Raw genomic sequence first — 23,844 nt, forward strand, 5'->3', positions numbered from 1 at the left:
GGTTCGGATGGGTGAGACGGGGATGGCGCTCAGGCCATGCGGGCGAGCAGGTCCGCGGCGGCGCTGACGGCGATCAACGCGGGCTGTTTGCCCGGCAGTTCGGGCAGGCCGATGGGGCACCGGATGGTGTCGACGGCTTCGGGCGCGAAGCCTTCGGCCACGAGGTTCTTGCGGAAGCGCTGCCATTTGGCGCTCGAGCCGATGAGACCGACCGAGCCGAGGTCGCCGCGGCTCAGGGCCGCGATGCACAGGTGCAGGTCTTCGGCATGGTCGTGGGTCATGATGAGCACGTGCGTGCCGGGCGGAAGCCCGGCGAGCACTTCCTCCCCCACGACGGCGAACTCGCGGCGGATGCGCGCGACCGGCGCCTCGAGCCCGTCGAGGGCTTCGAGCTGTTCGGGCCGGGAGTCGGACACGACGAGGTCGATCTCGTGCCGGGCGAGGATCCGAGTCAGTTCGAGCCCGATGTTGCCGATGCCGAAGATCGCCGCCGAGGCGGGGACGGGCAGCGGTTCGAACAGCACAGTGACCTCCCCGCCGCAGCACTGCCGACCGTACTCGGCCGGGGCCTTGTCGTTGAGCCGCAGGGTGAGCATCTCCGGGACCCGCTGGTCCTCGGCGAGCAGTTCGCGGGCACGGGTGACCGCCGTCATCTCGAGATTGCCACCGCCGATGGTCCCGAACAGACCGTCGGCGGTGGCGATCATCTTCGCTCCGGCCTCGCGCGGGGCATGGCCGCGCACCGAGGCGAGCGTGACGAGGACGGCAGGCACCCGAGCCCTGCGGAGCTCGGCTGCGGTGTCCATCCAGGTCATGACGGAACTCGTTGTCCTTCCGCAGCCGCCCGGATCGGAGCCCCGCCCGCTGCGGAGCGCACGTCCTCGATCGCCCAGAACACCGCCTCGGGGGTGGCCGGGGAGGCCAGCTGCACGGAGGCGTCGGACGCGCCGAAGGCGGCCACGGCCTCGCGGAGGGCCTCGCGGACGGAGAAGGCGAGCATGAGCGGGGGTTCGCCGACGGCCTTCGAACCGTAGACGGCACCCTCCTCGTGGGCCTTGTCGAGCAGCGAGACGTTGAAGACCTCCGGAGCCTCGGAGAAGCTCGGGATCTTATAGGTGCTCGCCCCCTGCGTGGCCAGGCGCCCGCGGCTGGGCCGGTCGGAGTCGTCCCAGCGCAGGTCCTCGAGGGTCAGCCAACCGGCGCCCTGGACGAAGCCGCCCTCGATCTGGCCGAGGTCGATGAGCGGGGACAGGGAGTCTCCGACGTCGTGGACGATGTCGACCCGGCGCAGAGTGTAGGAGCCGTCGAAGCGGTTGACCTCGACCTCGGAGACGGCAGCGCCGTAGGCGAAGTACTTGAACGGCTCGCCGCGCATCTGCGACAGGTTCCAGTGCAGTCCCTCGGTCCGGTAGAAGCCCGAGGCCGAGAGTTGGATGCGTTGGAAGTAGGCGGTATTGATCAGCTCCTCCCAGGTCACGGTCTTCGACGAGGACAGCGCCGAGACGATGCCGCGGGAGATGACCACCTCGTGGGCGGGTGCGCCTAGCAGTCCCGCTGCGACCTGCTTGAGGCGGTCGAGGATCTGATCGCAGGCGTCCTTCACCGCTCCGCCGTTGAGGTCGGAGCCGGAGCTGGCCGCCGTCGCCGAGGTGTTCGGCACCTTGTCCGTGCGGGTGGGCGCCAGGCGGACGGTCGACAGGGGCACACCGAGGGTGGTGGCCGCGACCTGCAGCATCTTCTGGTGCAGGCCCTGCCCCATCTCGGTGCCGCCGTGGGTGACGAGGACGGAACCGTCCTTGTATACGAGCACGAGGGCTCCGCCCTGGTTGAAGGCGGTGAGGTTGAACGAGATCCCGAACTTCACCGGGGTGATCGCCAGACCGCGCTTGAGGTATTCGCTGCCTGCGTTGAAGGCCTCGATCTCGAGTTCCCTGGCCTCCAGATCGGATTCGGAGATGAGCTGGTCCCAGCAGGCTCCGATCCGCTCGGGGTGGCGCACCGGCTGATAGTAGGGAGTGTCCTGGCCCTCGGCATAGAAGTTGCGGCGACGCAGCTCGCGCGCACTCAGGCCGAGCTTCGGTGCGACCCGTCCGATGATGTCCTCCATGACGAGCATGCCCTGCGGCCCGCCGAATCCGCGGAAGGCCGTCTGCGAGGTCTTGTTGCATTTGGCGATGCGGCCGTTCACCCGGATATTCGGCACCCAGTAGGCGTTGTCGATATGGCACATGGCCCGGGTGAGCACGGGCTCGGACAGGTCGAGGCTCCATCCGCCGTCGGCGGTCAGGCTCGCGTCGAGCGCGAGGATCTTGCCCTCCTCCGTGAACCCGACCTTCCAGGAGGAGTGGAAGCCGTGGCGTTTGCCGGTCATCGTGATGTCCAGCGTCCGGTCCAGTCGCAGCCGCACCGGCCGGCCCGTCAGTGTGGCCCCGAGTGCCGCGAGCGCGGCATAGCCGTGGGGCTGCATCTCCTTGCCGCCGAATCCGCCGCCCATGCGCAGGCACTGCACCGTCACCTCGTGGGCGGGGACGCCGAGCACGTGCGAGATGATGTCCTGCGTCTCGGTCGGGTGCTGGGTCGAGGACTGGACGAAGATCTGCTCGTTCTCGTCGACATGGGCCAGGCAGGCCTGTGTCTCGAGATAGAAGTGCTCCTGTCCGGCGAATTCGAACTCACCCTCGAAGACGTGCGCGGCATCGGCGAGCGCGGAGTCGACCTCGCCCTTGTCGATCGTCAGCGCCTCGCCGTGATAGCTGTCGGCCGCGATCGCCTCGCGCACGGTCACGAGGGATGCGAGCTCCTCGGTCTCGGCGACGACTGCGGCCGCACCCTCCTTCGCCGCTTCGAGGGTCTCGGCGAGCACCCAGGCCAGCGGCTGGCCGAAGAACATGATCTCGTCTTCCGGCAGCATCGGCTCATCGTGTTTGACGCCTTGGTCGTTGACTCCGGGGATGTCAGCGGCGGTGATGACCCGGACGACTCCGGGCACCCGGTACGCGCCATCGGCGTCGAGCGAGTGCAGGCGCGCATGGGCCACCGTCGACTGGACGGGGTAGGCGTGGAGGACTCCGGTCAGGCGCCCGACGAGGTCGTCGGTGTAGAGCGCGGATCCGGTGACGTGGCCGAAGGCGCTTTCGTGGGGGTGGCGCTCACCGACGATCGGGTCGACGGGGCGCTGGGAGAGCCGGCTCATGACTTGACCTCCTTGCTGGTCGCGGCCGTGCGGCCGAGCTGCTCGGCGTAGAAGCGTTCGAGCGAGGACTTCAGCATCGCGGTTCTGTACTTCGCGCTCGCCCGGTGGTCGTCCATCGGTGTGCCTTCGGCGGCGAGGGTCTCGGCCGCTGCGTGCACGGTCTCGAGCGTCCAGGGCAGGCCTTCGAGCCGGGCTTCGGTCGACCGCGCCCGCAGCGGGGTCGCCGCGACTCCGCCGAGGCCGATCCGGGCTTTCGTGACGATCCCGTCGGTGACGTCGACGGCGTAGCCGATCGCGACCGAGGAGATGTCGTCGAAACGGCGTTTGGCGATCTTCTGGAAGGACGTCAGCGGCGCCAGCGGCAGCGGGATGCGGATGGCGGTGATGAGCTCATCGGGCTCGCGCACGGTCTGCCGGTAGCCGGTGAAGTACTCGCTCAGGGCGACGCGGCGCTGTCCCCGGGCCGAGGTGAGCACGAGCTCCGCCTCGAGCGCCAGCAGCGCCGGCGGGGCGTCGCCGATGGGTGAGCCGGTGCCGAGGTTGCCCCCGATCGTCGCCGCATTGCGGATGAGGCGGGACGCGAACTGCGGGAACAGCTTGCCCAGCAGCGGGATGTCGCCGGCGAGCTCTCGTTCGAGCTCGGACAGCGTGTGGGCCGCGCCGAGTTCGATGAAGTCCGCGGTGCGACGGACGCCGCGCAGTTCGGGCAGGCGGTCGATGGCGAGCACGGACTTCGCACGCGCTCCCTTGATGTTGACCTCCACACCCCAGTCGGTGGATCCGGCGACGACGGCGGCTTCGGAGTCGGCGGCGAGGATCTCCACCGCCTCGGTCAGCGTGCCGGGGCGACGGTAGCGTCCGAGCTCACCGCCGGCGGTGTCGGTCCGGTGCACGTCCGTGGCCACCGCCTCGGGGGCGGGCCGGCTGCGTCGCGCGGCGAGAGCGTCGCCCTCCTCGGGCTGCCCGAGTGCGAAGGCGGCGTCGCGGATGGGACGGTAGCCGGTGCAGCGGCAGAGATTGCCGGACAGGGCGTGGAGGTCGAAGCCGTTGGCCCCGCAGTGGTGGTCGGTCTGCTCATCGCGCACCTCGGCACGTTCGGGCCGGTAGTATTCGGCGGCCATCGAGCAGATGAAGCCGGGAGTGCAGTATCCGCACTGCGAGCCTCCGCGGACGGCCATCTCCTCCTGGACGGGGTGGATCGTCTCGCCGTCTGCCAGACCCTCGGCGGTGATGACCTCTTGGCCATCGAGGGCAGCGGCAGGGAGGAGACATGAATTGATCGAGGTCCAACGGGTCGTTCCGTCGGAATCGGGGCGGGCGATGAGAATCGCACAGGCCCCGCATTCGCCTTCAGCGCAGCCTTCCTTCGCTGCGGTCAGTCCCTGACCGCGAAGGAAGTCCAAGGCGTTCGTATGAGTCGGCCCGGTCAGATCCCGGGTGATCCCATTGACAGTGATCCGGCATCCGGATGTGTCTGTCGTCACTGCAGACATCCCAATTACCTCCTGCGCCTCTTCCCTGAGGCGCACAGTGCATGGTTGGAGCATTTGCTGGTTCTTCGAAACTTCTGGTTATCCATGCGAACAGCAGCGAAGAACTCCCAAGTGCTGTCGAGACGACGACGTGTGCATCGTGTCGACGGCCGCGGACGGCCGTCATCTTCCGTGGGCGATCTGCCCCCTGCCCCAGGCGTGATGCTCAGTCAATGTGATCATCCTCCCAAGATAGCCGATATCGGTCCGCGAACGAAGTACAGGATGAATCCGAGCGAGACCACCCACAGCAGCCAGTGGACATCGCGACCGCGTCTGCTCATCACGTGGATGAGGGACCAGGAGATGAATCCGACGCCGATGCCATTGGCGATCGAGTAGGTCAGCGGCATCGTGACCATCGTGAGGAAGACCGGCAGCGAGGTGCGGAAGTCGCTCATGTCGATCTCCTTGACCTGGGTGACCATCATCGCGCCGACGACGACGAGGGCGGCGGCTCCGGCCTCCATCGGGATCACTCCGATGAGCGGGGCGAAGAACATCGACACGAGGAAGAGCGCACCGGTCACGAGCGCAGCGAGACCGGTCCTGGCCCCCTCTGCGATCCCTGCCGCAGCATCGACGAAGACGGTGTTCGACGACGCCGAGGCGGCACCGCCGGCGACTGCCCCCAGTCCCTCGACGACGAATGCACCGCGGATGCGGGGGAACATTCCGTCACTGGTCTGGAGTCCCGCCCCGCGCGCCAGACCCGTCATCGTTCCCATCGCATCGAAGAAGTTCGTGAATACGAGGGTGAAGACGAGCATCGTCGCGGCCAGCACGCCGATCCGCTCGAACGAGCCGAAGAGGTCGAAGGCGCCGAGCAGTCCGAAGTCGGGGATCGCCACGATCTGGCCGGGCAGTTCGGGCGCACTGAGGTTCCAGCCCAGCGGGTCGGGATCGACCGGGTCACCGACGGTCCCGAGCTTGGCGAATGCCTGGATGATCATCGCGATGACCGTGGCCACTGCCATGCCGATGAGGATTCCTCCGGGGACCTGCCGGGCCACGAGCGTTCCGATGAGGATGAGCGCGAGCACGAAGACCAGCGTCGGCAGAGAGGCGATCGATCCGTCCTGCCCCAGCTGGACAGGAGGACCCTCCGGGGTGCGGGTGACGAAACCGGAGTTGACGAAGCCGATGAAGGCGATGAACAGGCCGATGCCCACGGTGATCGCGACCTTGAGCGCGTGGGGAACGGCGTTGAAGATCGCTGTGCGGATGCCCGTGGCCCCGAGGACGACGATGATGACGCCGTTGATCACCGTCAGACCCATCGCCTCCGGCCAGGTGACCTCTCCGACGACGGAGACGGCGAGGAAGGAGTTCATGCCCAGGCCCGCCGCCAGGGCGAAGGGCAGACGCGCGACGACTCCGAAGAGGATCGTGATGACGCCGGCGACGAGCCCGGTGACCGCGGTCAGCTGGGCGAAGTCGAGCGCGCTGCCCGCCACGTCCTCGGATCCGCCGAGGATGAGCGGGTTGAGCACGACGATGTAGGCCATCGCGATGAAGGCGACGATGCCTCCGCGGATCTCCTGCTTGATCGATGAGCCGCGACTGGTGATTTCGAAGAATCTGTCCAAGAGACCGGGTCTCTCGGACGCGGTCTTCACCGCTGTGGTCTGGTCGTTGTCAGCCATTGAGATGGGACCCCTTGATCTGTTCGATTCGGTCAGCCTGCGACCGCATTGTCACAGGCCCTGCGCCTTGAACCTGCGCACCGGAATAGACCGGCTCCGCGAGGAACCGTGTTTTCGCATCTTGGAAACCTGTTTCTATTCCATCGGCATAGTCTGCTCGCGCGGAGGGGGTGTGTCAAACATCACACTCCGCCCCCGTTTGAGCATGATTGCCCGCGAACAGCTTCTCGACACAGTAAAACCCCTGCTCAGCGCTGAGACTGGCAGGGGTTTCACATGGCGGTGGCGGTGGGATTTGAACCCACGGTAGGGGGTTGCCCTACACGACATTTCGAGTGTCGCACCTTCGGCCGCTCGGACACGCCACCGCCGACAACTGTACAGCGGTGCTGTTTCGACCGCCAAATCGTCAGGATGTGAGCTGAGCCACGCCTCTGCCGGGGACCGCGAAACTCACCGTCGGGAGGCGAAGAACTCCCGCAGCAGCTCCCGCCCCTCCCCCGCTCTCACCCCGGAGGTGACCTCGGGGTGGTGGAGTGCGGCGCGATCGCGGAGCAGGTCCCAGATCGACCCCACGGCGCCTGCCTTGTCGTCGAAGGCCCCGAAGACGACACGGGCGATGCGGGAGCCGACGAGCGCGCCGGCGCACATCGCGCAGGGCTCCAAGGTGACGACGAGGGTGCAGTCGTCGAGGCGCCAGCGTCCGAGCGCCTCCGCAGCGGCGGAGATCGCCATGAGCTCCGCGTGGCCGAGCGGATCGGCATCGACCTCCCGGCGGTTGTGCCCGCGCCCGATCACCGCGCCGGCCCCGTCGACGATCACGGCCCCGACGGGAACATCGTCATGAGCGGGCGCGAGAGCCGCCTCGGCGAGGGCCAGGCCCATCCATTCCGCGTACGTCGGATCCGCGGTCAGCGCGCCGCCTCGAGCTGGTCGGCGAAGCCCACGGTCTCACCGACGTGGGCGACGACGCGGGCCGGGTCGGATCGGTGCTGCTCGACCTGCTCGATGAGTGCGGACGCGGGCACTCCCCGATCGGCGAAGATGTCGGCGTCCCCGCCCCATTCGGCATCGAGGTCGAATTCGAGCATCTCGACCTCGTCGTCGTCCTCATCGTCGTCCTCGGCCTCGTCCTCCTCGATGCCGAAGTCCTCTTCGGGCTCGGCCTCATAGGCGTCTGGGCGGGAGTCGAGGAGGTCGGCGAACATCTCCGCGAACGGACTCGCCTCGACCGCGGCGAGGTCGGAGAGGAAGACCTTGACCTCGTTGTTCTCGCACAGGCGCACGAGGCCGAACCACTCGTCCTCGTGCTCGATGACGGCGACCGCTTCGCCTGCGTCGCCCCCGGAGTTGCGCATCATATCGACCAGGTCGTCGAGGTCGTTCGCGTCGCCGACGTCGCCGTCGATTGCTCGGAAGCCGTCGCCGGAGTCGGCCAGGATCTCAGTGAAGTACGACATGCCTCCATTGTGAACTCTCCCGCCCGCATTGACCACTGCCGGCGGCGAGGAGTTCTCCCGTACCATTTGGGTATGCATCTTCACGCAGCCGATCACCCGCTCATCGCCCACAAACTCAGCGCCCTGCGCGATCGGAACACGGACTCCGCCCGCTTCCGCCAGCTCACCGAAGAGCTCGTCATGCTGCTGGCCTACGAGGCCACTCGTTCGGTCGCGGTCGAGGACAAGGAGATCTCGACCCCGGTCTCACGCTTCACCGGCACCCGGATCGCCGAACCGCGCCCCATCGTGGTCCCGATCCTGCGCGCCGGGCTGGGCATGCTCGACGGGATGCTGCGCATCCTCCCCACCGCCGAGGTGGGCTTCCTCGGCATGGTCCGCGATGAGACCACGTTCGAACCCACCGCCTACGCCGATCGGCTGCCCGACGACCTCACGGGCCGGCAGATCTTCGTCGTCGACCCGATGCTCGCCACGGGCGGCACCCTGGCTATGGCCATCGACTTCCTGCTCGCCCGCGGGGCCCGCGACGTCACCGCCGTCTGCCTCGTCTCCGCACCTGAAGGCGTGCAGCGCATCGAACGCGACTACAGCGACTCCGCCGAGGTCAAGATCTATACTGCGGCCCTGGACGAGAAGCTCAACGAGAAGGGCTACATCGTGCCCGGGCTCGGCGATGCCGGGGATCGGATGTACGGGATCGTCGACTGAGCACTTCGTCATATTTCGTCACAATCGTCTCATTTTCGCCCGTTCCATTGCAGGCGATCTGCTGTGTGACAAATAATGAAGCCATGACTTCAGTGATCGACCCGATGCGAATGCCTGCGGCAGCCATGTGTATGCCTTGCGTTCGCGGTCGGTGATCACCCTCCCGCTGTCCGGCCTCGAACGAGTACACGCACCCAGAAGCAGCGGACTCATTCAGTCATATCGACCTGACGGTCGGAGCAAAGGACAGCCATGACGAATCCCGAACCCGCCTACATCCATCCACGCAGCGCAGTGGCCACCCGTCGCGCAGGAGCCAGGTTGAGCGCAGTCGACCCGCAGAACGCCCCGCACACCTACGGCCCTGCCGGCGTCGTCCCCTCACCGAAGGCCGCTCGCGGCATCATCGTCTACATCGGACTCGACGAGTCGAAAGCCGCCGCCGACGGCACGAATCTCTCCGCCATCGCCGGTGAGCTGCAGGCCTATGCGAAGGAGCTGGCCAGCCAGGCCGAGACCCAGGCCGTCATCGCCCTGGCTCCGGAAGGCCGGGGCAGCGACATCGATGCCGTCCGTGCCGTGGCCACCGGTTCGCCCGCCGCGACCGGCGCCCCGGCCGCCACACACGGGCCCGTGCGCTCCCGGATTCCCAACCGCATCCACCCGCCGACCCTGCGCGAGGACGCTGCCCCGGCGGCGCCCGCGCCGCGCGGTTTCGGCGGCCGGGCCGGCGATGTCTACACTCGTGCCGCCGGCGAACGTCTGCGCATCGACATCCCCCGCCGGGAGGTCCGCATCGACGGTGAGCTCGTGGATGTCACCACGAAGGAATTCGACCTGCTCGCCACCCTCGTCTCCCGCGCCGACGAGACCCTGCCCCGCGAGGAGCTCATCAGCGCCGTCTGGTCCGGCGGTGAGGTGCCCGACGAACGCACCGTGGACGTGCACATCCGCCGCCTGCGCCGCCGCCTCGGCGAATATGCCTCGGTCGTGCGGACGATGAGGGGTTCGGGCTATCGCTACGACACGCACCCGGACGTCACCGTGTGGAGCGCCACCGCGCGCGGATGAGGCCCTCTCGCCCCCGCGCACCCAGACTGTGGGCCGCATCGCACTGCCCACCCAGCGTGGAACCAGACTTCCCGGTTATGATCATTGATCGATGAACCAGGCATATTCACCAGCGCGCAGACGGCACAGCCCCGCGAAGGGCATCACCGCATTGATCTTCGGGATCCTCTATGCGGCGTTCCTGCTCCTCCACAGTCTGCTCCCGACGAGGATGGGCATCGCGCTCATCGTCGAATCGGTTCTGCCGTGGACGGGAGTCTTCCTCGCGCTCGTGCTGCTCATGTTCCTCATCCGCTTCTCGTGGCTGTCGGCCATCGGGTTCCTCGTCCCCGCTCTCGTGTGGGCGGGCATGTTCGGGCCCGCGCTGCTGCCGAACGAGAACTCCGGCGAGGCGGACCTGACCGTGGCCACCCACAATGTGGGGGCGAGGATGCCGCAGCCGACGGCCGCGGCGCAGAACCTCGTCGACCACGATCCCGACATCGTCACGATCCAGGAACTCGAGTCCCTGTCCGGCAAGATCATCCACAAGGAGCTCGACTCCGCATTCACGCACTCCCAGGTCGTCGACACCATCGGAGTGTGGTCGAAATGGCCGATGTCCGACCCCGAGGAGATCGACCTCGGCCTGCAGTGGCCGCGCGCGTTCGCGACGACGATCTCGACCGACCACGGCGACATCCGCTTCTACTCGGTGCATATGCCGTCCGTGCGCCCGGGCCACGAATCGATGCGCAACGCCGCGCTGCGGCGCCTGGCGACTGCGGTGGAGACCGACGATGCCGACCATGTCATCGTCGCGGGTGACTTCAATACGGCCTCGACCGACAACAACCTCTCGACTCTGGTTCCCCCGCTCGAGGACTCGCGCGAGCAGGCCCGAGGCGGCTTCGGCTTCACCTGGCCGGCCCAATTCCCCGTGACCCGGCTCGACCACGTCCTCTACCGTGGATTCGACGCCGCCTCGGACGAGGTGCTCGACCGAGGGTCGAGCGACCACCGAGCCGTGCTCGTCGGACTCGACCTCGAGTAGGCCGGCCCGGTTCACGGACCGGCTCAGTTCGTGCACTGCCCCGTCGGCTGCGGAGTGCGGCTGTTCGCCCCGGCCTCGAGCTCATCGGCGATCTCGGCCCGAGTCAGCGCATAACCGGTCTCACCATCGGTGGCCGACCGCGCGAAGATCATGCCGACGACATCGCCCTCGGCGTCGAGGAGCGGTCCGCCCGAATTGCCTTCGCGGACGATGCCGCGCACCGAATAGACCTCACGGACGACCGGGTTCGAATCGTAGATGTCGAGCCCGCGGGCGTTGATCTTCTCTCTCACGCGCGCCGGTGAGATCGTGTAGGGCCCGTTGGCCGGGAAGCCGACGACCACGGAGTCGTCACCGGGGCCGAGCCCGTCGCCGAAGTCGAGGGCAGGGGCCTCGAGCTCGGGGACACGGAGCACGGCCACGTCCGCCTCGGCGTCGAACCCGACCACCTCTGCGGAGTACGGCCGTCCTCTGCCTGCGACCTGGACGGCGAGTTCGGACGATCCTGCCACCACGTGGGCGTTCGTGGCGACGAGCCCGTCGCGGAAGACGAAGCCGGAGCCTTCCGAACCGGCGGGGCAGGTGGTGGCCGTGGTCGTGATCTTGACGACCGAGTCCTCGGCACCGCGACCGACGTCGACCATGGCCTCGTCCGGTTCGCCGACTCCGCGGATCTGTTCGGGTTGTCCGGAGAACACCTGAGGGAATCCGGTGGCGCTCAGCCCCTTCGCCAGACCGCCGAGGGCCGTCTGCGAGGAATAGGGGATGGTCCGGTCGATGGCCGCGATGACCGCTGAGTCGGCGACCCATCGATTCGGTTCGACCAGCGGAGTGGTGCGGACGAAACCGGCGGCGAGCCAGACGACGAGGACATATACGATGCCGGCGGTGATGGTGCCGCCGACGGCGTCGAGACCCTGCCCCAGATCGGAGTCCATCGAGCGTTTGATCCACGCTCCGATGCCGCTTCCGGCGAAGGCGAAGAGGACGCTGAGGACCAGCGGCATCGAAGCGAGAAGCATGAGCACACCGGGATTCTCCATCGCGGTCGTGCCCTCGCTCAGCGATTCGACCAGCGGCGAGAGCAGGCGCCCGAGGATCCACCCGACGACGAAGCCCGCGGCCGTGCCCAGGCCGGTGATGAGTCCCTGACGGAAGCCGGCGAACAGCGCGCCGATGCCCAGGGCGATGAGGAGGATGTCGACGACGGTCACGGGCAGGATTACCGAGCCGGGCGTCTGGATGCGGCCAGCAGCCGATCGCGGGCGTCGGAGAACTGCTTGAGCTCTGTCCTCTCGATCTTGCGCTCCTGCTCGCCGCCGATGCCGGCGAGCACGCGCATGCGGGTGGTCGACAGCCTGCCCGAGAGGCGGATCATGGTGCGCATCTCCTCCTTGCCACCGGGGAAGGAATGGGCCCATCTGCGGCCGTTCTTCCGTCCTTTCCAAGTGCCGAGCATGTCGACCTCGGCGTGGGTGAGCCATCCGGAGTTCGCATAGTCGCCGAGCATGTTCTGCGTGTGCATCCGCTCGCTGCGGCGCAGGACGAGGCCGAGGGCCACCCAGGCGGCGGAGAAGATGAGGCTGAAGGCTATGAGGCCGATCCGATTGACGATCTCGGGGAAGGCTCCGAGCAGAGTCATCGAGCCGTTCCAGAAGCTGTGCAGACCCATGCCCACGAGGAGGCCGGGCAGCCACATGAGGATCAGCGACCACCAGGGCCATTTGCGTGCGGCGAAGCCGATGGTCACACCGGCACAGGTCGAGAACGTCGTGTGCAGCAGCGGAGCGCAGAGGCAGCGCAGGATGAAGATCTCGATCAGCCCGTCGACCTGCTGCTCGTTCCAGGCCCCGCCGAGGTAGAGGATGTTCTCCGTGAAGGCGAACCCCGCACCGATGAGAGAACCGTAGACGAGGCCGTCGAGAGGCCCCTCGAAGAAGCGCCGAGCTGCGAGGACGATGACGACGAGGAGGACGGTCTTCGTCGACTCCTCGACGACCGGGGCCTGGAAGATCGCCCCGATGACATTGGGAACCCCGTTGATGCCGACCATGTAGAGCGCGACGTCGCTGACGAAGGAGAAGACGAGTGTGAGGATGACGGCGGCGACGGCGCCCCAGAGGAGGCAGATGCCCAAGAGGAGCTTCGGCTGCGGCTTCCAGCGATCGAGCCACAGCACGTAGGCGATGATGCCGATGAGCGGGATCGCCGAGAGTCCGATGAGCGCGAACAGGCGCACACCGAAGGCGATTCCTCCGATGAGGGCGAGGATGAGCAGGCCTGCGACGAGGCCGACGAGGACGACGATGGCGATGACGAGCCGGACGATGTTTCCGGTCGAATCGGGCTCGGTCTGCGGCTGGGACTGTCGCACCGCCCCCGTCCACGGGGTCTCGGTCACCACCTGCGCAGGCGCCTGCATCCCGGCTCGGATGCGCATCTCCTGGGTGACGGTCGGAGCGAATCGCGGCTGCGCGTAGACACGGGCCTGCATGGGAACCTGCCCGGGCATCACCGGCTGGCCCTGCGTCACCGGCTGGCCCTGCATCACCGGCTGGCCCTGCATCACCGGCTGGCCCTGCATCGGCGGTGGGCCCTGGACGGGTGGCGCGCCCTGGGGCTGAGGGCGTGGCCGGAAGCGGTCATTGTTCTGCTGCTGCGGCGGCACCTGCCCCTGCGGCGGCATTCCCTGCGGATCCTGCACTCGAGGCGGCTGGGGGCGCCACGGCCCGGGCTGGTTCGGCCCCTGCGAGCCGGGACCGTTCTGTGCCGACATAGATCGTCCTTCTTCAGTTGGGGAAAGTACCGCTCCTCCAAGTTTAGGGTCGAACACCGCCGGCAGGGGCCCGTTGATGTATCCGTCCAGCAACACTTCAGCCGACTGACACCGTCTTCGGAAGCCCGCCGGGCGTCCGACTCGGGCGTATTCGGCTGTGGACGACGAAGTGACCAGTGGCCGTCTCGAGGGGATCTCGAAGTACGCAGACTGCCGGACGCCTCCGGATCTCCCACCCACTCGCCTTCCCGGCGCCGAACTCGACCTCGCCGACTCGCACGCGGTTTCCTGTGGACCCCCGAACCGCTTTCCACAGGCACTGCGATGCCCCTGGCCCTCGGCAATGCGCTCCGTGTCGAATCGACGCATGACTGCTTTCAGACTCGCATCGCTGCGCACCGCACTGCTCCTCACCGTCCTCACAATCGCCTCGCTGCTCGGGCTGGGTCCGGCCCTGGCTGCGGGCCCGCCTGTCGGTCTCGGAGAGGTGCCGGTGCTCTCGGCACCGAACGCCTATGGTCCGGGCATCTGGCACCACGCGAAGGCAGGCAAGACATGGTACGGCTCCTATCGGACCTTCCCCGACACCTGGGCCTACTGCATCGATGCGGGGAAGAAGTCTCCGCTGTCGAAGCACTTCCCAGGTGCCGAGGCGGAACGGATCACCTCGCCCCGCACGGCCTGGGCGCTGCACGAATATGCGGATTCTGACTCGAAGGACGTGCAGGCGGCGCTCAGTGCCATGGCGCGTCTCGACAGAGCACTCCCCCACGACCATCAGGTGCCGCCGCAGAAGCCGGCCGATCTGGGCGAGAAGTTCGCTGGTGCCGCGAAGCAGCACTCGACGATCCTGGCGAAGGCGAAGAAGTACGCAGGCCCGTATACGCTTGATATCAACCTCGAACCGGTCCTGCAGATGCCCGTGCTCGAACCCTACGCCGCCGCGGAGTCCGCCTCTTCTCCTGACTCCGAGAAGTCTGATACCGACAAGGGCAAGATCCTCGGCACCCCCACCGATGAGGCGACGCTGACGATCTCGCTGACCAGTGCCTCCGGAGCACAGGTTCCCGACATCCCCATCACACTCTCCACCGATGGTGCGCAGGACTCCCCGAAGACCCTGACCACCGGAGACGAGCCCGTCACCACGACGCTGCAGGCGAGCGCTCCCGGCACACTGTCGGTCACCGCATCCGCGAAGGTCGCCCCGGAGGCCGTGCGCCTCTTCGAACCGACGAAGGGCACTCGTGTGCAGCGGGTCATCACCCCGGACAGTCCCGCCGAGGTCACGGACGAGGCGGCTCTCGAACTGAGTTCCCAGCCGAAGGTGACCACCGAGATCTCCGACCAGACACCGGCTCCCGGCACAGCTGTGACCGACGAGTTCACCGTCTCCGGTCTCATCGGCGATCACACGGTCACCGTCGAGCACACCCTGTGGCAGACGGCCACCCAGCCGAAGCTCGGCACGCAGAACGATGATGCCCGCGCCATCGGCTCAGTGACTTCGAGGGACGTCGGCAACGGTACCCACACATCCGGGGAGATCACGGTGCCCGAGGATTTCCGCGGTTGGCTCTACTTCACCGAGACCATCGCCGGTGACAAGTCGACGAAGGAATGGAGAGGCATCCACGGCCAGCCCCGAGAGACCGGGTTCGTTCCCTGGACCCCGAAAGCCGACACCGAGGCCGTGCTCGAAGGGACATCCACCCACGACGAGGTGGCCGTGACCGGACTGCGCCCTGGTTCCGAAGCCGTGCTCACCGTGACCGCCTACCATTCGACGACCGAACCCGAGCAGTCGTCGGAACCGCAGGGTGAGGAGCTGTCCGCACAGGACTACACCGTCGTCGCCGACGCCGACGGTCGCGCCGAGATCAGCACCGAACCGATCGACATGCCCCTCGGCTGGGTGACCTATGTGACGGCCATCGCCGGCAGCGATGTCAATGAGGCATGGACGAGCGACTGGGGAGTTCCGGCCGAGACGGTGCACCGGCCTCCAGAGGAGAAGCCGAGCACGCCTCCGGCTCCGCCGGAGAAACCGGAGGAGCCGAGCACGCCGCCGAACCCGCCGGAACAGCCGAGCACGCCGCCCGAGGAGCCCGAAGCCCCGGAACAGCCGGAGGGCATGCAGCCCCCAGCGGCCGAACCGGTCGCCGAGACTCCCGCAGCCCCGGCTGCGCCTGCCGAGCTGCCGCGCACCGGCACCACGGGCAACGGCGTGCTCATCGGTTTGGGCATCGTCCTCGTCGGACTCGGCACGACCGTCCTCCTCATCACGGGACGACGCCGTGAGGAGCGCTGAACACGAGGCCGCGGGCTCAGTCCTGCACCCATTCCTTCGCCCAGGCGCGGGCACCGTTCATCATCAGGCCGACATCGGCGCCGACGAGGACGAACGACGCCCCCGCGGCAAGGTACTTCCGAGCCTGCTCCGGATCGAAGGCGTTGACGCCGACGGGCTTGCCCGCCGCTCGCACCGCCTCGAAGGTCCTGGCCACGGCGTCCGTGACGTCCGGATGCGTCTGCTGGCCGAGCAGACCCATCGACGCGGCCAGGTCCGAGGGGCCGACGAAGACCTGATCGATCCCGTCGACAGCAGCGATCTCAGCGGCATTGTCGACGGCGGTCGCCGATTCGATCTGCACTGTCAGGGACACGAACTCCTCGGCCCGGGACAGGTAGCCGTCCACGGCATTCCACCGTGATGCCCGGGCCAGGGCCGAACCGACCCCGCGCACGCCCCTGGGGGGATAACGGACGGCGGCCACGGCCGCCTCGGCGTCGGATTTCGTATCGACCATCGGCACCAGCAGATTCTGAGCACCGAGATCGAGGTGCTGCTTGATCAGCACCTGATCATTGACCGGCACCCGCACCACCGGCGTGGCCGGATACCCGTTCATCGCCCGCAGCAGTGACGTCACCGTTTCGAGCCCGATCGGTGAATGCTCGGCGTCGATGAGCACCCACTGCATCCCGGAGACCGCAGCGATCTCGGCGGCCACGGGCGAACCCGAGCACACCCACATCCCGGCCAGGTGCCGGCCCTCGTCGAGGGCCGCCACCCGGTCGGCGAAGGTCTGCGGAAGTTCTAGGCGAAGCGGCATGAGATGACTCCCAACTCTCCGTAGTCGGCATGGACGGTGTCGCCGGGATATACCCACATGGGGCGGGTGAACGACCCGGCCAGCACCGTCTCCCCCGCTTTGAGCACATCGCCGTGTTCGGCGAGTTTGTTCGCCAGCCACACGATGCCCCGAGCCGGATGGTCGAGCACGGCGGCCGCGACCCCTGAGTCCTCGATCGCCTCATTGCGGTAGAGCAGCGCATTCACCCGGCGCAGGTCCACGGCATCGACTGCGACCGGACGGCCGCCGAGGACCATCCCGCCCAGTGCCGCATTGTCCGAGATGGTGTCGACGATCGTGCGTCCTTCCATCTCGATGCGCGAGGACAGGACCTCGAGCGCGGGAACCACGTACTCGGTGGCCCGGAGGACGTCGAAGAGGCTGACATCGGGCCCGCGCAGCTCCTCGCGCAGGACGAAGGCGAGTTCGACCTCGATGCGCACTCCCGAGAACTGGGAGTGGTCGATGACGGAGCCGGTGTCATAGACCTGATCGGCGAAGATCGCGCCGTAGTCGGGTTCGGAGATGCCCGTGGCCTGCTGCATCGGCTTCGAGGTCAGGCCGATCTTGTGCCCGTACAGTCGGCGTCCTGCCGCCTCACCGCGCCGGCGCCATTCGTTCTGCACCGCATAGGAGTCCTCGACGGTCATGTCCGGGTGCTTCGCGGTGAGCAGACCGATCTTCTCGCCGGTCCTCTCCGCCTGAGCGAGATCGTCGGCGATGGCCGCGATCGTTGCCTCATCGAGCATCATCAGTCCTCTCTTCGAAGTCAACGACTCGGATCACAGCTGGTGACCGAGCTTGAACTCGTCCTCACCGTCATCGGCGCCCGAGTGCGCACCGAATCTCGAGTCCGCGTCCTCGCGACGGGTGTAGGAGAACCCGTCGGCGCCGATGGTGACCTCCATCTCGGAGTCATCGGTGCGTTCGACAACCGGCATCGGGACTCCGTCGAGGTCGAGGACGAGCGAGGCGTCCGTGTACCAGGAGGGCACGACCGGATTGCCCCACCAGTCACGGCGCTGATTGTCATGAACGTCCCAGGTCACCCGCGGATTGTCCGGGTCGCCGGTGTAGTAGTCCTGGGTGTAGATCTCGATGCGGTGACCGTCCGGGTCGCGCAGGTAGAGGTAGAAGGCATTCGAGACGCCGTGGCGTCCGGGTCCGCGTTCGATCGAGTCCGACAGCCGCAGTGCACCGAGCTTGTCGCAGATGGCGAGGATGTTGTGCTTCTCGTGGGTCGCGAAGGCGACATGGTGCATGCGCGGCCCGTCGCCTCCGGTCATCGCCGTGTCGTGGACGGTCGGTTTGCGACGCATCCACGCCGCGTAGACGGTGCCCTCGGAGTCCTGGATGTCCTCGGTCACGCGGAAGCCGAGCTTCTCCATGTAGTCCACGGCCTTCGGCACATCCGGAGTGACCTGGTTGAAGTGGTCGAGGCGGACGAGCGCTCCCGGCGAGTACAGGTCGTAGCGCCAGGCCAGACGCTCGACGTGCTCGACGTCGTAGAAGAATTCGTAGGGGAAGCCCAGCGGGTCCTGCACGCGCACCGAATCGCCGATGCCGCGCACGAACCCGTCCTTGCTGCGCCGGACCTCGCAGCCGAGCTCACGGTAGTACGCCTCGGCGCGGTCGACGTCCTCCGGGGTGCGGACCCGGTAGGAGAACGCCGCGGCCGCGGCCACCGGACCCTGCCGCAGCACGAGGTTGTGGTGGATGAACTCCTCCATCGACCGCAGATAGACGACGTTCTCGTCCTCCTCGGTCACCTGGAGGTCGAGCACGTCGACGTAGAAGTCACGCGACTTCTTCAGATCGGTGACGACGAGTTCCATATACGCGCAGCGCAGGACATCCGGAGCGGGAACGGACGGGATTGGGATGGCAGTGGACATGGGTTTTCCTTAAAGGGTCAGTGATTCGAAGGAATGTGGGGCGGCGGATGCGCTCACTGCTTGCCGAAGACCGGGTTGTGGACCTCGCCGAGGTTGATGTGCACGGACTGCTGTTCCGTGTAGAAGTCGATCGAGCGATAGCCGCCCTCGTGGCCGAGGCCCGAGGCCTTGACTCCGCCGAAGGGGGTGCGCAGGTCGCGGACGTTATTCGAGTTCAGCCACACCATTCCCGACTCGACTGCCTGCGAGAAGTTGTGCGCCCGCTTGAGGTCCGAGGTCCAGATGTAGGCGGCGAGGCCGTACTTCGTGTCGTTCGCCAGCTCGAGGGCCTCCTCGTCGGAGGAGAAGGGAGTGATGGCGACGACGGGACCGAAGATCTCCTCCTGGAAGATCCGGGCATCGGGCTTCACGTCGGCGAAGACGGTCGGTTCGATGAAGTTGCCGGTCTCGAAGCCCTCGGGACGTCCGCCGCCGGCGACGAGGCGGGCCTCGGTCTTGCCGATCTCGACGTAGGACATGACCTTCTCATAGTGCTCGGGATGGACGAGCGCGGCCACCTCGGTGGACTCCTCGGAGGGCAGACCGACCTTCACACGCTTGGCCTGGGCGGCGTAGCGCTCGACGAACTCGTCGTAGATCGACTCCTCGACGAGGATGCGCGAACCCGCGGTGCAGCGTTCCCCGTTGAGCGAGAAGACGCCGAAGATGGTGGCATTGACGGCGGCATCGAGGTCTGCATCGGCGAAGACCACGGCCGGTGACTTGCCGCCGAGCTCCATCGACAGGCCCTTGAGCCACGGTGCGGCGTTGGCGAAGATCGTCTGGCCCGTCTTCGACTCTCCGGTGAAGGAGATGAGCGGAACATCGGGGTGCTTGACCAGGGAGTCGCCGGCGAACCCCTCTTCGCCGAAGCCGTTGACCATGTTGAACACGCCCTGGGGCAGACCGGCTTCTTCGAAGATGCCGGGCCACAGGGACGCCGAGAGCGGAGTGAACTCGGCAGGCTTGAGCACGACGGTGTTGCCGGTCGCGATCGCCGGGCCCAGCTTCCACGACTCGAGCATGAACGGGGTGTTCCAGGGGGTGATGAGCCCGGCCACGCCGATCGGCTTGCGGTTGACGTAGTTCGCCTGTCGGCCGGGCACCTTGAAGGCGTCGTCGACCTGGGCGACGATGAGGTCGGCGAAGAAGCGGAAGTTCTCCGCAGCACGGGCCGCCTGGCCCTTGGCCTGGGTGATCGGCAGACCGGAGTCGAAGGACTCCATCGCGGCGAGCTCGTCCTTGCGGGACTCGACGATGTCGGCGATCCGGTTCAGGATGCGGGCACGCTCACGCGGCAGCATCGTCGGCCAGGGGCCTTCGTCGAAGGCCGCCTTCGCCGAGGCGACTGCCGCCTCGATATCGGCCTTCCTGCCCGAGGCCGCCTTGATGTAGGGCTCGTTCGTCACCGGGTTGAGGACGTCGAATTCCTCGCCGTCGATCGAATCGACGAATTCGCCGTTGATGTAGTGGCGGATCTTCTCCGGCACGCTGGCCGGCGGGGTGGTGGACGATGTCATGACCTGTCCTTTCCTGAAACTGTGGTCGATTGGGCGTTCTGGTAGCTGTGCAGTGTGGCCGAGCGGTGTTCGCGCACGGCGCTCTCGATCTCCTGCGCCGAGGCACGGGCCCGGATGAGCGCGACGATGCGGGAGTGTTCGTCGACCGATTCCAGAGCTCGTTCGGGCACGAAGGAGAACGTCGAGTCCCGCAGGTGGGAGAGCCGGTCCCATTCGAGCCCGACGAGAGTGCGCAGCCGCTCGTTCGGGCATCTGCGGAACAGCGTCTCGTGGAACTCGTGGTTGAGTCGGGTGAACGCAGCGGCGTCGAAGTCGCTCAGCAGTTCCCGCATCCGATCGTTGATCGCCTCCGCCTCCTCGAGGTCGGCCGCGCCGAGGTGGTCGCGGGCCTGCGCCATGGCAGCCCCTTCGAGGATCGCAACGGTCTCCATCGACTGGGCGTAGGAGCCCTGGTCGACCATGGCCACCCGCGCCCCGACATTGCGTTCGAAGGTCACGAGCCCGTCGGCCTCGAGCCGGCGGATGGCCTCGCGCACCGGCACCACCGAGGTGTCGAGTTCGAGCGCGATCTGGGCGAGGACGAGCTTGTGCCCGGGCTCGTAGGTCTGGTCGGCGACGCGTTCGCGGATCCACCGGTAGGCGGTTTCGGCCTTGCTCAGTGAGGCCGCCGGCGTCGCACTGTCGGCGACGGGTGCGGAGGTCTCGGTGCTCACCGTGAGGCCTTCCAGTCCTCGAACTTCGCCTTCCATTCGCCCTTGGGCGGGAAGAGTCCTTCGATGGGGTGACCGGCCGCGACCTGCTCGGCCACCCAGCCGTCCTCGGTCTCCTTCGCCAGGGCCGCATCGACGACCTCCTCGACGAGATCGCGGGGGATGACGATGGCACCGTCATCGTCGGCGACGATCACGTCTCCGGGCAGGACGGTGGCGTTGCCGCAGGCCACGGCCACGTCCGCTTCCCAGGGCACGTGCCGTCTGCCGAGCACCGCGGGGTTCTTGGCGGTGGCGAACACGGGCAGGATGCCGGCCACCTCGGCGGAGTCGCGGACCCCTCCGTCGGTGATGACGCCGGCGGCACCCAGTGACTTCGCACGCAGGGCGAGGATGTCGCCGAGTGTGCCAGAACCCGATTCGCCGCGGGCCTCGATGACGACGACTTCCCCAGGCCTGATCGAGTCGAAGGCCCGCTTCTGGGCGTTGAAGCCGCCGCCGTGAGATCTGAACAGGTCCTCACGGTTGGGCACGAAGCGCAGCGTCTTCGCGGTGCCGACGATCTTCGCTCCCGGCTTCAGCGGTGCGACGCCCTCGATGACGACATTGTTCAGCCCGCGAGCGCGCAGCTGGGCGGACAGGCCCGCGGTCGGGGCTTCTTCGAGCTTGGCGACGATCCCTGCGTCCAGCGCGGGGCCGACCGGGGCCTCCTCGTCCGCGGGCGGCAGACCGGCGGCTTCGCGCGATCCCCAGGCGTCGGCGCTCAGCGCCTCGTCGATGCTCGGAAGGCTGCCGAGCTCGGCGTCGAAGTCGCCGGGTCCCTCGACCACGGTCGTCTTCAGCCGCCCGGAGCTCAGCTGGGTGCCTTCCCGCGCCGAGGTGGCCGTGACCTCGACCTCGACCGTGTCGCCGGGGACGACGACCGAGGATCCGGCGGGCGTGCCGGTGAGGATCACGTCACCGGGTTCGAGGGTGAGGTGCTGGCTGAGATCGGCGACGATCCGCGGCAGACTGAAGATGAGCTGCTGGGCGCTCGTTCCGTCGTCCTGGACGACTGCGCCGTTGACCCAGGTGCGGATGCGCAGGGATTCGGGATCCGCCTCGGCGGCGGGGATGAGCTCGGGACCGAGCGGGGTGTAACCGTCGCGGCTCTTCGAGCGCACGTTCGACCCCTTGTCCGGGGTCTTCATGTCATAGAGGCCGAAGTCGTTGGACGCGGTCACACCGGCCACATGGGACCAGGCCTGCGCCTCGGTGATGTTCCGGGCGGCAGTGCCGATGACGACGGCGATCTCTCCCTCGAAGGCGAGCAGCGAGGTCCCGGCGGGCCGTTCGATCGTCTCCCCCGTCGCGGCCGCAGAGCTGCTGGCCTTGAGGAAGTAGGACGGCTGTGCAGGACGCTTCCCGCGCTGGGCCGCGCGCGATTCGTAGGCCACATGCACGGCAATGATCTTGCCCGGACGGGCGGGAACACCAGCTGGAGTCGACATCGATCTCACACCTCACTTCGATTGGCTTCACGAGAGATCGTATATGATACGGTTCCCGAGGACAAGTAATCCAGGACACAGCGAAGGTGTCCGGCAGACACCGCACATGCACGACAGGACACAGAAGTCATGGCAGCACAGAAGCACACCCAGACCCGAGTGGCGTTCGCGACCGTCGTCGGCACGAGTATCGAATGGTACGACTACTTCCTCTACGCGGCGGCCTCGGGACTGATCTTCAACGAACTCTTCTTCGGCCCGCTCGGCTCGACGCTGTCGACCATGGTCGCCTTCGCGACCGTCGGCATCAGTTTCCTCTTCCGGCCGCTCGGCGCCTTCCTCGCCGGACACTACGGCGACAAGCTCGGCCGCCGGGTGGTCCTCATCATCACCCTCATCGCCATGGGTGCGGCCACGGCGCTCATCGGCTTCCTGCCGACCTACGAATCGGCAGGCGTCCTCGCCCCGATCCTGCTCATCGCCCTGCGCATCGTCCAGGGGATCTCGGCCGGAGGCGAATGGGGCGGAGCGGTTCTGCTCGCAGTCGAGCATGCGGACGAGAAGTCCCGCGGGCTGCGCGGCTCCTTCCCGCAGATCGGCGTCTCGATCGGCCTGCTCCTGTCCTCGGGAGTGCTGGCGCTGATGACCTCGATCGCCCCGGGCGATGCCTTCCTCGAATGGGGCTGGCGGGTGCCTTTCTACCTCTCCGTCGTGCTCGTCTTCGTCGGCTATTGGATCCGTCGGGGCGTCGAGGAGTCCCCGGTCTTCCACGAGATCGCCGAACGCAAGGAGCAGGTGACGAACCCGCTGGGCAAGCTGTTCAAGAGCCATTGGCTGCTCGTCGTCCTCGCCTCGCTGGTCTTCATGGGCAACAACGCGGCCGGATACATGACCACCGGCGGCTACATCCAGAACTACGCCACGGATCCCGCCGGCCCCATCGGCCTCGAGCGCGGTCCCGTGCTGTGGGCCGTGGCCGCCTCGGCGGTGTCCTGGCTGGTCTTCACGATCATCGCCGGTGCCGTCTCGGACCGGGTCGGGCGCAAGAACTGCTATCTCCTCGGCTGGGCCTTCCTGCTCATCGGCATCGTCGCCCTGTTCCCGCTGGTCAACACCGGCAGCGCCGGAATGCTCCTGCTGGGGCTCATCGTCCTCACCGTCGGGCTCGGTTTCACCTACGGCCAGCAGCCGGCGATGTACGCCGAGCTCTTCCCCTCCAGCGTCCGCTTCTCCGGAGTCTCGGTCTCCTACGCCATCGGCTCGATCCTCGGCGGGGCCTTCGCCCCGACCATCGCGAAGGGCCTGGTGTCGGCGACCGGCACGACGGCCTCGGTGGCCCTGTACCTGGCAGTCGTGGCCGTGCTCGCCCTGGCGGCAACCTCGGTCCTGCGCGATCGCACCGGGATTCCGCTCGGCCCCGACCATGAGGACGAGCAGGCGGTCAGCCCGGTCATCGGGATCCGCTCCAAGCACCGCGACGACGTCGAGCGCCGCGGACAGGACAAGCACCGCGGTCCGGACAAGCACAGCGTCGAGGCGACCGCGCGCGAATGACCTGCGACAACGGTGACCGGGACCACCACCGGATCATCGGATCGTATATGAACTGTTAGTATTCGAGTATCACGACG

The 23,844-nt window shown here is 67.3% G+C and carries 19 protein-coding genes and 1 tRNA gene; 5 read left to right on the plus strand and 15 right to left on the minus strand.

Translation table 11 applies throughout. The features are described 5' to 3' along the window. Nucleotides 1-29: 29 nt before the first annotated feature. The 7 genes from xdhC to IHE57_RS10705 all read right to left on the minus strand — a co-directional run bounded on the left by xdhC (nucleotide 30) and on the right by IHE57_RS10705 (nucleotide 7,831). The gene (gene xdhC, locus IHE57_RS10675; protein WP_209325594.1) at nucleotides 30-815 is read right to left on the minus strand and encodes a xanthine dehydrogenase accessory protein XdhC; all 786 of its coding nucleotides are present in this window, start codon (nucleotides 813-815) and stop codon (nucleotides 30-32) included. After that, nucleotides 812-3,193 carry a xanthine dehydrogenase molybdopterin binding subunit gene (xdhB, locus tag IHE57_RS10680; RefSeq protein ID WP_209372988.1) on the minus strand — a complete coding sequence of 794 codons (2,382 nt, stop codon included), beginning with the start codon at nucleotides 3,191-3,193 and terminating at the stop codon, nucleotides 812-814. The genes xdhC and xdhB overlap by 4 nt, the downstream gene beginning before the upstream one ends. Beyond that, nucleotides 3,190-4,686, minus strand: coding sequence for a xanthine dehydrogenase small subunit (locus IHE57_RS10685; protein ID WP_209372990.1), 1,497 nt, complete (start codon nucleotides 4,684-4,686; stop codon nucleotides 3,190-3,192). Before IHE57_RS10685 ends, xdhB begins: the two co-directional genes overlap by 4 nt. A gap of 218 nt (nucleotides 4,687-4,904) precedes the next feature. Next, nucleotides 4,905-6,371, minus strand: coding sequence for an NCS2 family permease (locus IHE57_RS10690; protein ID WP_209325597.1), 1,467 nt, complete (start codon nucleotides 6,369-6,371; stop codon nucleotides 4,905-4,907). Nucleotides 6,372-6,648: 277 nt separating this feature from the next. Beyond that, nucleotides 6,649-6,739, minus strand: a tRNA-Ser gene (locus IHE57_RS10695). 85 nt (nucleotides 6,740-6,824) lie between these two features. After that, complete coding sequence (locus IHE57_RS10700; protein WP_209325598.1) at nucleotides 6,825-7,256, minus strand: nucleoside deaminase; 432 nt, start codon at nucleotides 7,254-7,256, stop codon at nucleotides 6,825-6,827. Between the two features lie 26 nt (nucleotides 7,257-7,282). Then, entirely contained in the window at nucleotides 7,283-7,831 is a 549-nt protein-coding gene (locus IHE57_RS10705) for a tRNA adenosine deaminase-associated protein (protein ID WP_209372992.1), read from the minus strand. Between the two features lie 72 nt (nucleotides 7,832-7,903). On the opposite strand from IHE57_RS10705, the gene upp reads away from it, so the two are divergent. The 3 genes from upp (at nucleotide 7,904) to IHE57_RS10720 (ending at nucleotide 10,646) form a co-directional block, all read left to right on the plus strand. Then, nucleotides 7,904-8,542, plus strand: coding sequence for a uracil phosphoribosyltransferase (upp, locus tag IHE57_RS10710; RefSeq protein ID WP_209372994.1), 639 nt, complete (start codon nucleotides 7,904-7,906; stop codon nucleotides 8,540-8,542). 252 nt (nucleotides 8,543-8,794) lie between these two features. Further along, on the plus strand, nucleotides 8,795-9,613 hold the full coding sequence (locus tag IHE57_RS10715; RefSeq protein WP_209325601.1) for a winged helix-turn-helix transcriptional regulator: 819 nt from the start codon (nucleotides 8,795-8,797) through the stop codon (nucleotides 9,611-9,613). Nucleotides 9,614-9,704: 91 nt separating this feature from the next. Continuing rightward, nucleotides 9,705-10,646 (plus strand): endonuclease/exonuclease/phosphatase family protein, encoded by a 942-nt coding sequence (locus tag IHE57_RS10720; protein ID WP_209372996.1) that lies wholly within the window; start codon nucleotides 9,705-9,707, stop codon nucleotides 10,644-10,646. A gap of 23 nt (nucleotides 10,647-10,669) precedes the next feature. Here the strand turns inward: IHE57_RS10720 and IHE57_RS10725 are convergent, their stop codons facing one another. Next, nucleotides 10,670-11,860, minus strand: a complete 1,191-nt coding sequence (locus tag IHE57_RS10725; protein WP_209325603.1) for a MarP family serine protease — start codon at nucleotides 11,858-11,860, stop codon at nucleotides 10,670-10,672. A gap of 8 nt (nucleotides 11,861-11,868) precedes the next feature. Continuing rightward, nucleotides 11,869-13,422 (minus strand): PrsW family intramembrane metalloprotease, encoded by a 1,554-nt coding sequence (locus tag IHE57_RS10730; protein ID WP_253720176.1) that lies wholly within the window; start codon nucleotides 13,420-13,422, stop codon nucleotides 11,869-11,871. A gap of 367 nt (nucleotides 13,423-13,789) precedes the next feature. On the opposite strand from IHE57_RS10730, the gene IHE57_RS10735 reads away from it, so the two are divergent. Then, nucleotides 13,790-15,733: an LPXTG cell wall anchor domain-containing protein gene (locus IHE57_RS10735; protein WP_209325604.1), complete on the plus strand. Its 1,944-nt coding sequence runs from the start codon at nucleotides 13,790-13,792 to the stop codon at nucleotides 15,731-15,733. 16 nt (nucleotides 15,734-15,749) lie between these two features. Here the strand turns inward: IHE57_RS10735 and IHE57_RS10740 are convergent, their stop codons facing one another. From IHE57_RS10740 to IHE57_RS10765, 6 genes are read right to left on the minus strand one after another with little or no spacing between them, the layout of a single operon-like run. Then, on the minus strand, nucleotides 15,750-16,538 hold the full coding sequence (locus IHE57_RS10740) for an HpcH/HpaI aldolase family protein (RefSeq protein ID WP_209372998.1): 789 nt from the start codon (nucleotides 16,536-16,538) through the stop codon (nucleotides 15,750-15,752). Next, on the minus strand, nucleotides 16,523-17,308 hold the full coding sequence (locus IHE57_RS10745) for a fumarylacetoacetate hydrolase family protein (RefSeq protein WP_209325606.1): 786 nt from the start codon (nucleotides 17,306-17,308) through the stop codon (nucleotides 16,523-16,525). The genes IHE57_RS10740 and IHE57_RS10745 overlap by 16 nt, the downstream gene beginning before the upstream one ends. A 33-nt stretch (nucleotides 17,309-17,341) precedes the next feature. Further along, nucleotides 17,342-18,454: a 3,4-dihydroxyphenylacetate 2,3-dioxygenase gene (hpaD, locus tag IHE57_RS10750; protein ID WP_209325607.1), complete on the minus strand. Its 1,113-nt coding sequence runs from the start codon at nucleotides 18,452-18,454 to the stop codon at nucleotides 17,342-17,344. Between the two features lie 53 nt (nucleotides 18,455-18,507). Beyond that, nucleotides 18,508-20,013, minus strand: a complete 1,506-nt coding sequence (gene hpaE / locus IHE57_RS10755) for a 5-carboxymethyl-2-hydroxymuconate semialdehyde dehydrogenase (RefSeq protein ID WP_209325608.1) — start codon at nucleotides 20,011-20,013, stop codon at nucleotides 18,508-18,510. After that, nucleotides 20,010-20,726, minus strand: coding sequence for a GntR family transcriptional regulator (locus IHE57_RS10760; RefSeq protein ID WP_343071895.1), 717 nt, complete (start codon nucleotides 20,724-20,726; stop codon nucleotides 20,010-20,012). Before IHE57_RS10760 ends, hpaE begins: the two co-directional genes overlap by 4 nt. Beyond that, the gene (locus IHE57_RS10765; RefSeq protein ID WP_209325612.1) at nucleotides 20,723-22,213 is read right to left on the minus strand and encodes a fumarylacetoacetate hydrolase family protein; all 1,491 of its coding nucleotides are present in this window, start codon (nucleotides 22,211-22,213) and stop codon (nucleotides 20,723-20,725) included. The genes IHE57_RS10760 and IHE57_RS10765 overlap by 4 nt, the downstream gene beginning before the upstream one ends. 129 nt (nucleotides 22,214-22,342) lie before the next feature. Between IHE57_RS10765 and IHE57_RS10770 the strand changes: the two genes are divergently transcribed. Then, complete coding sequence (locus tag IHE57_RS10770) at nucleotides 22,343-23,767, plus strand: MFS transporter (protein WP_209325614.1); 1,425 nt, start codon at nucleotides 22,343-22,345, stop codon at nucleotides 23,765-23,767. Nucleotides 23,768-23,844 lie beyond the last annotated feature (77 nt).

The sequence above is a fragment of the Brevibacterium renqingii genome, from assembly GCF_017808105.1.
Classification (GTDB): domain Bacteria; phylum Actinomycetota; class Actinomycetes; order Actinomycetales; family Brevibacteriaceae; genus Brevibacterium; species Brevibacterium renqingii.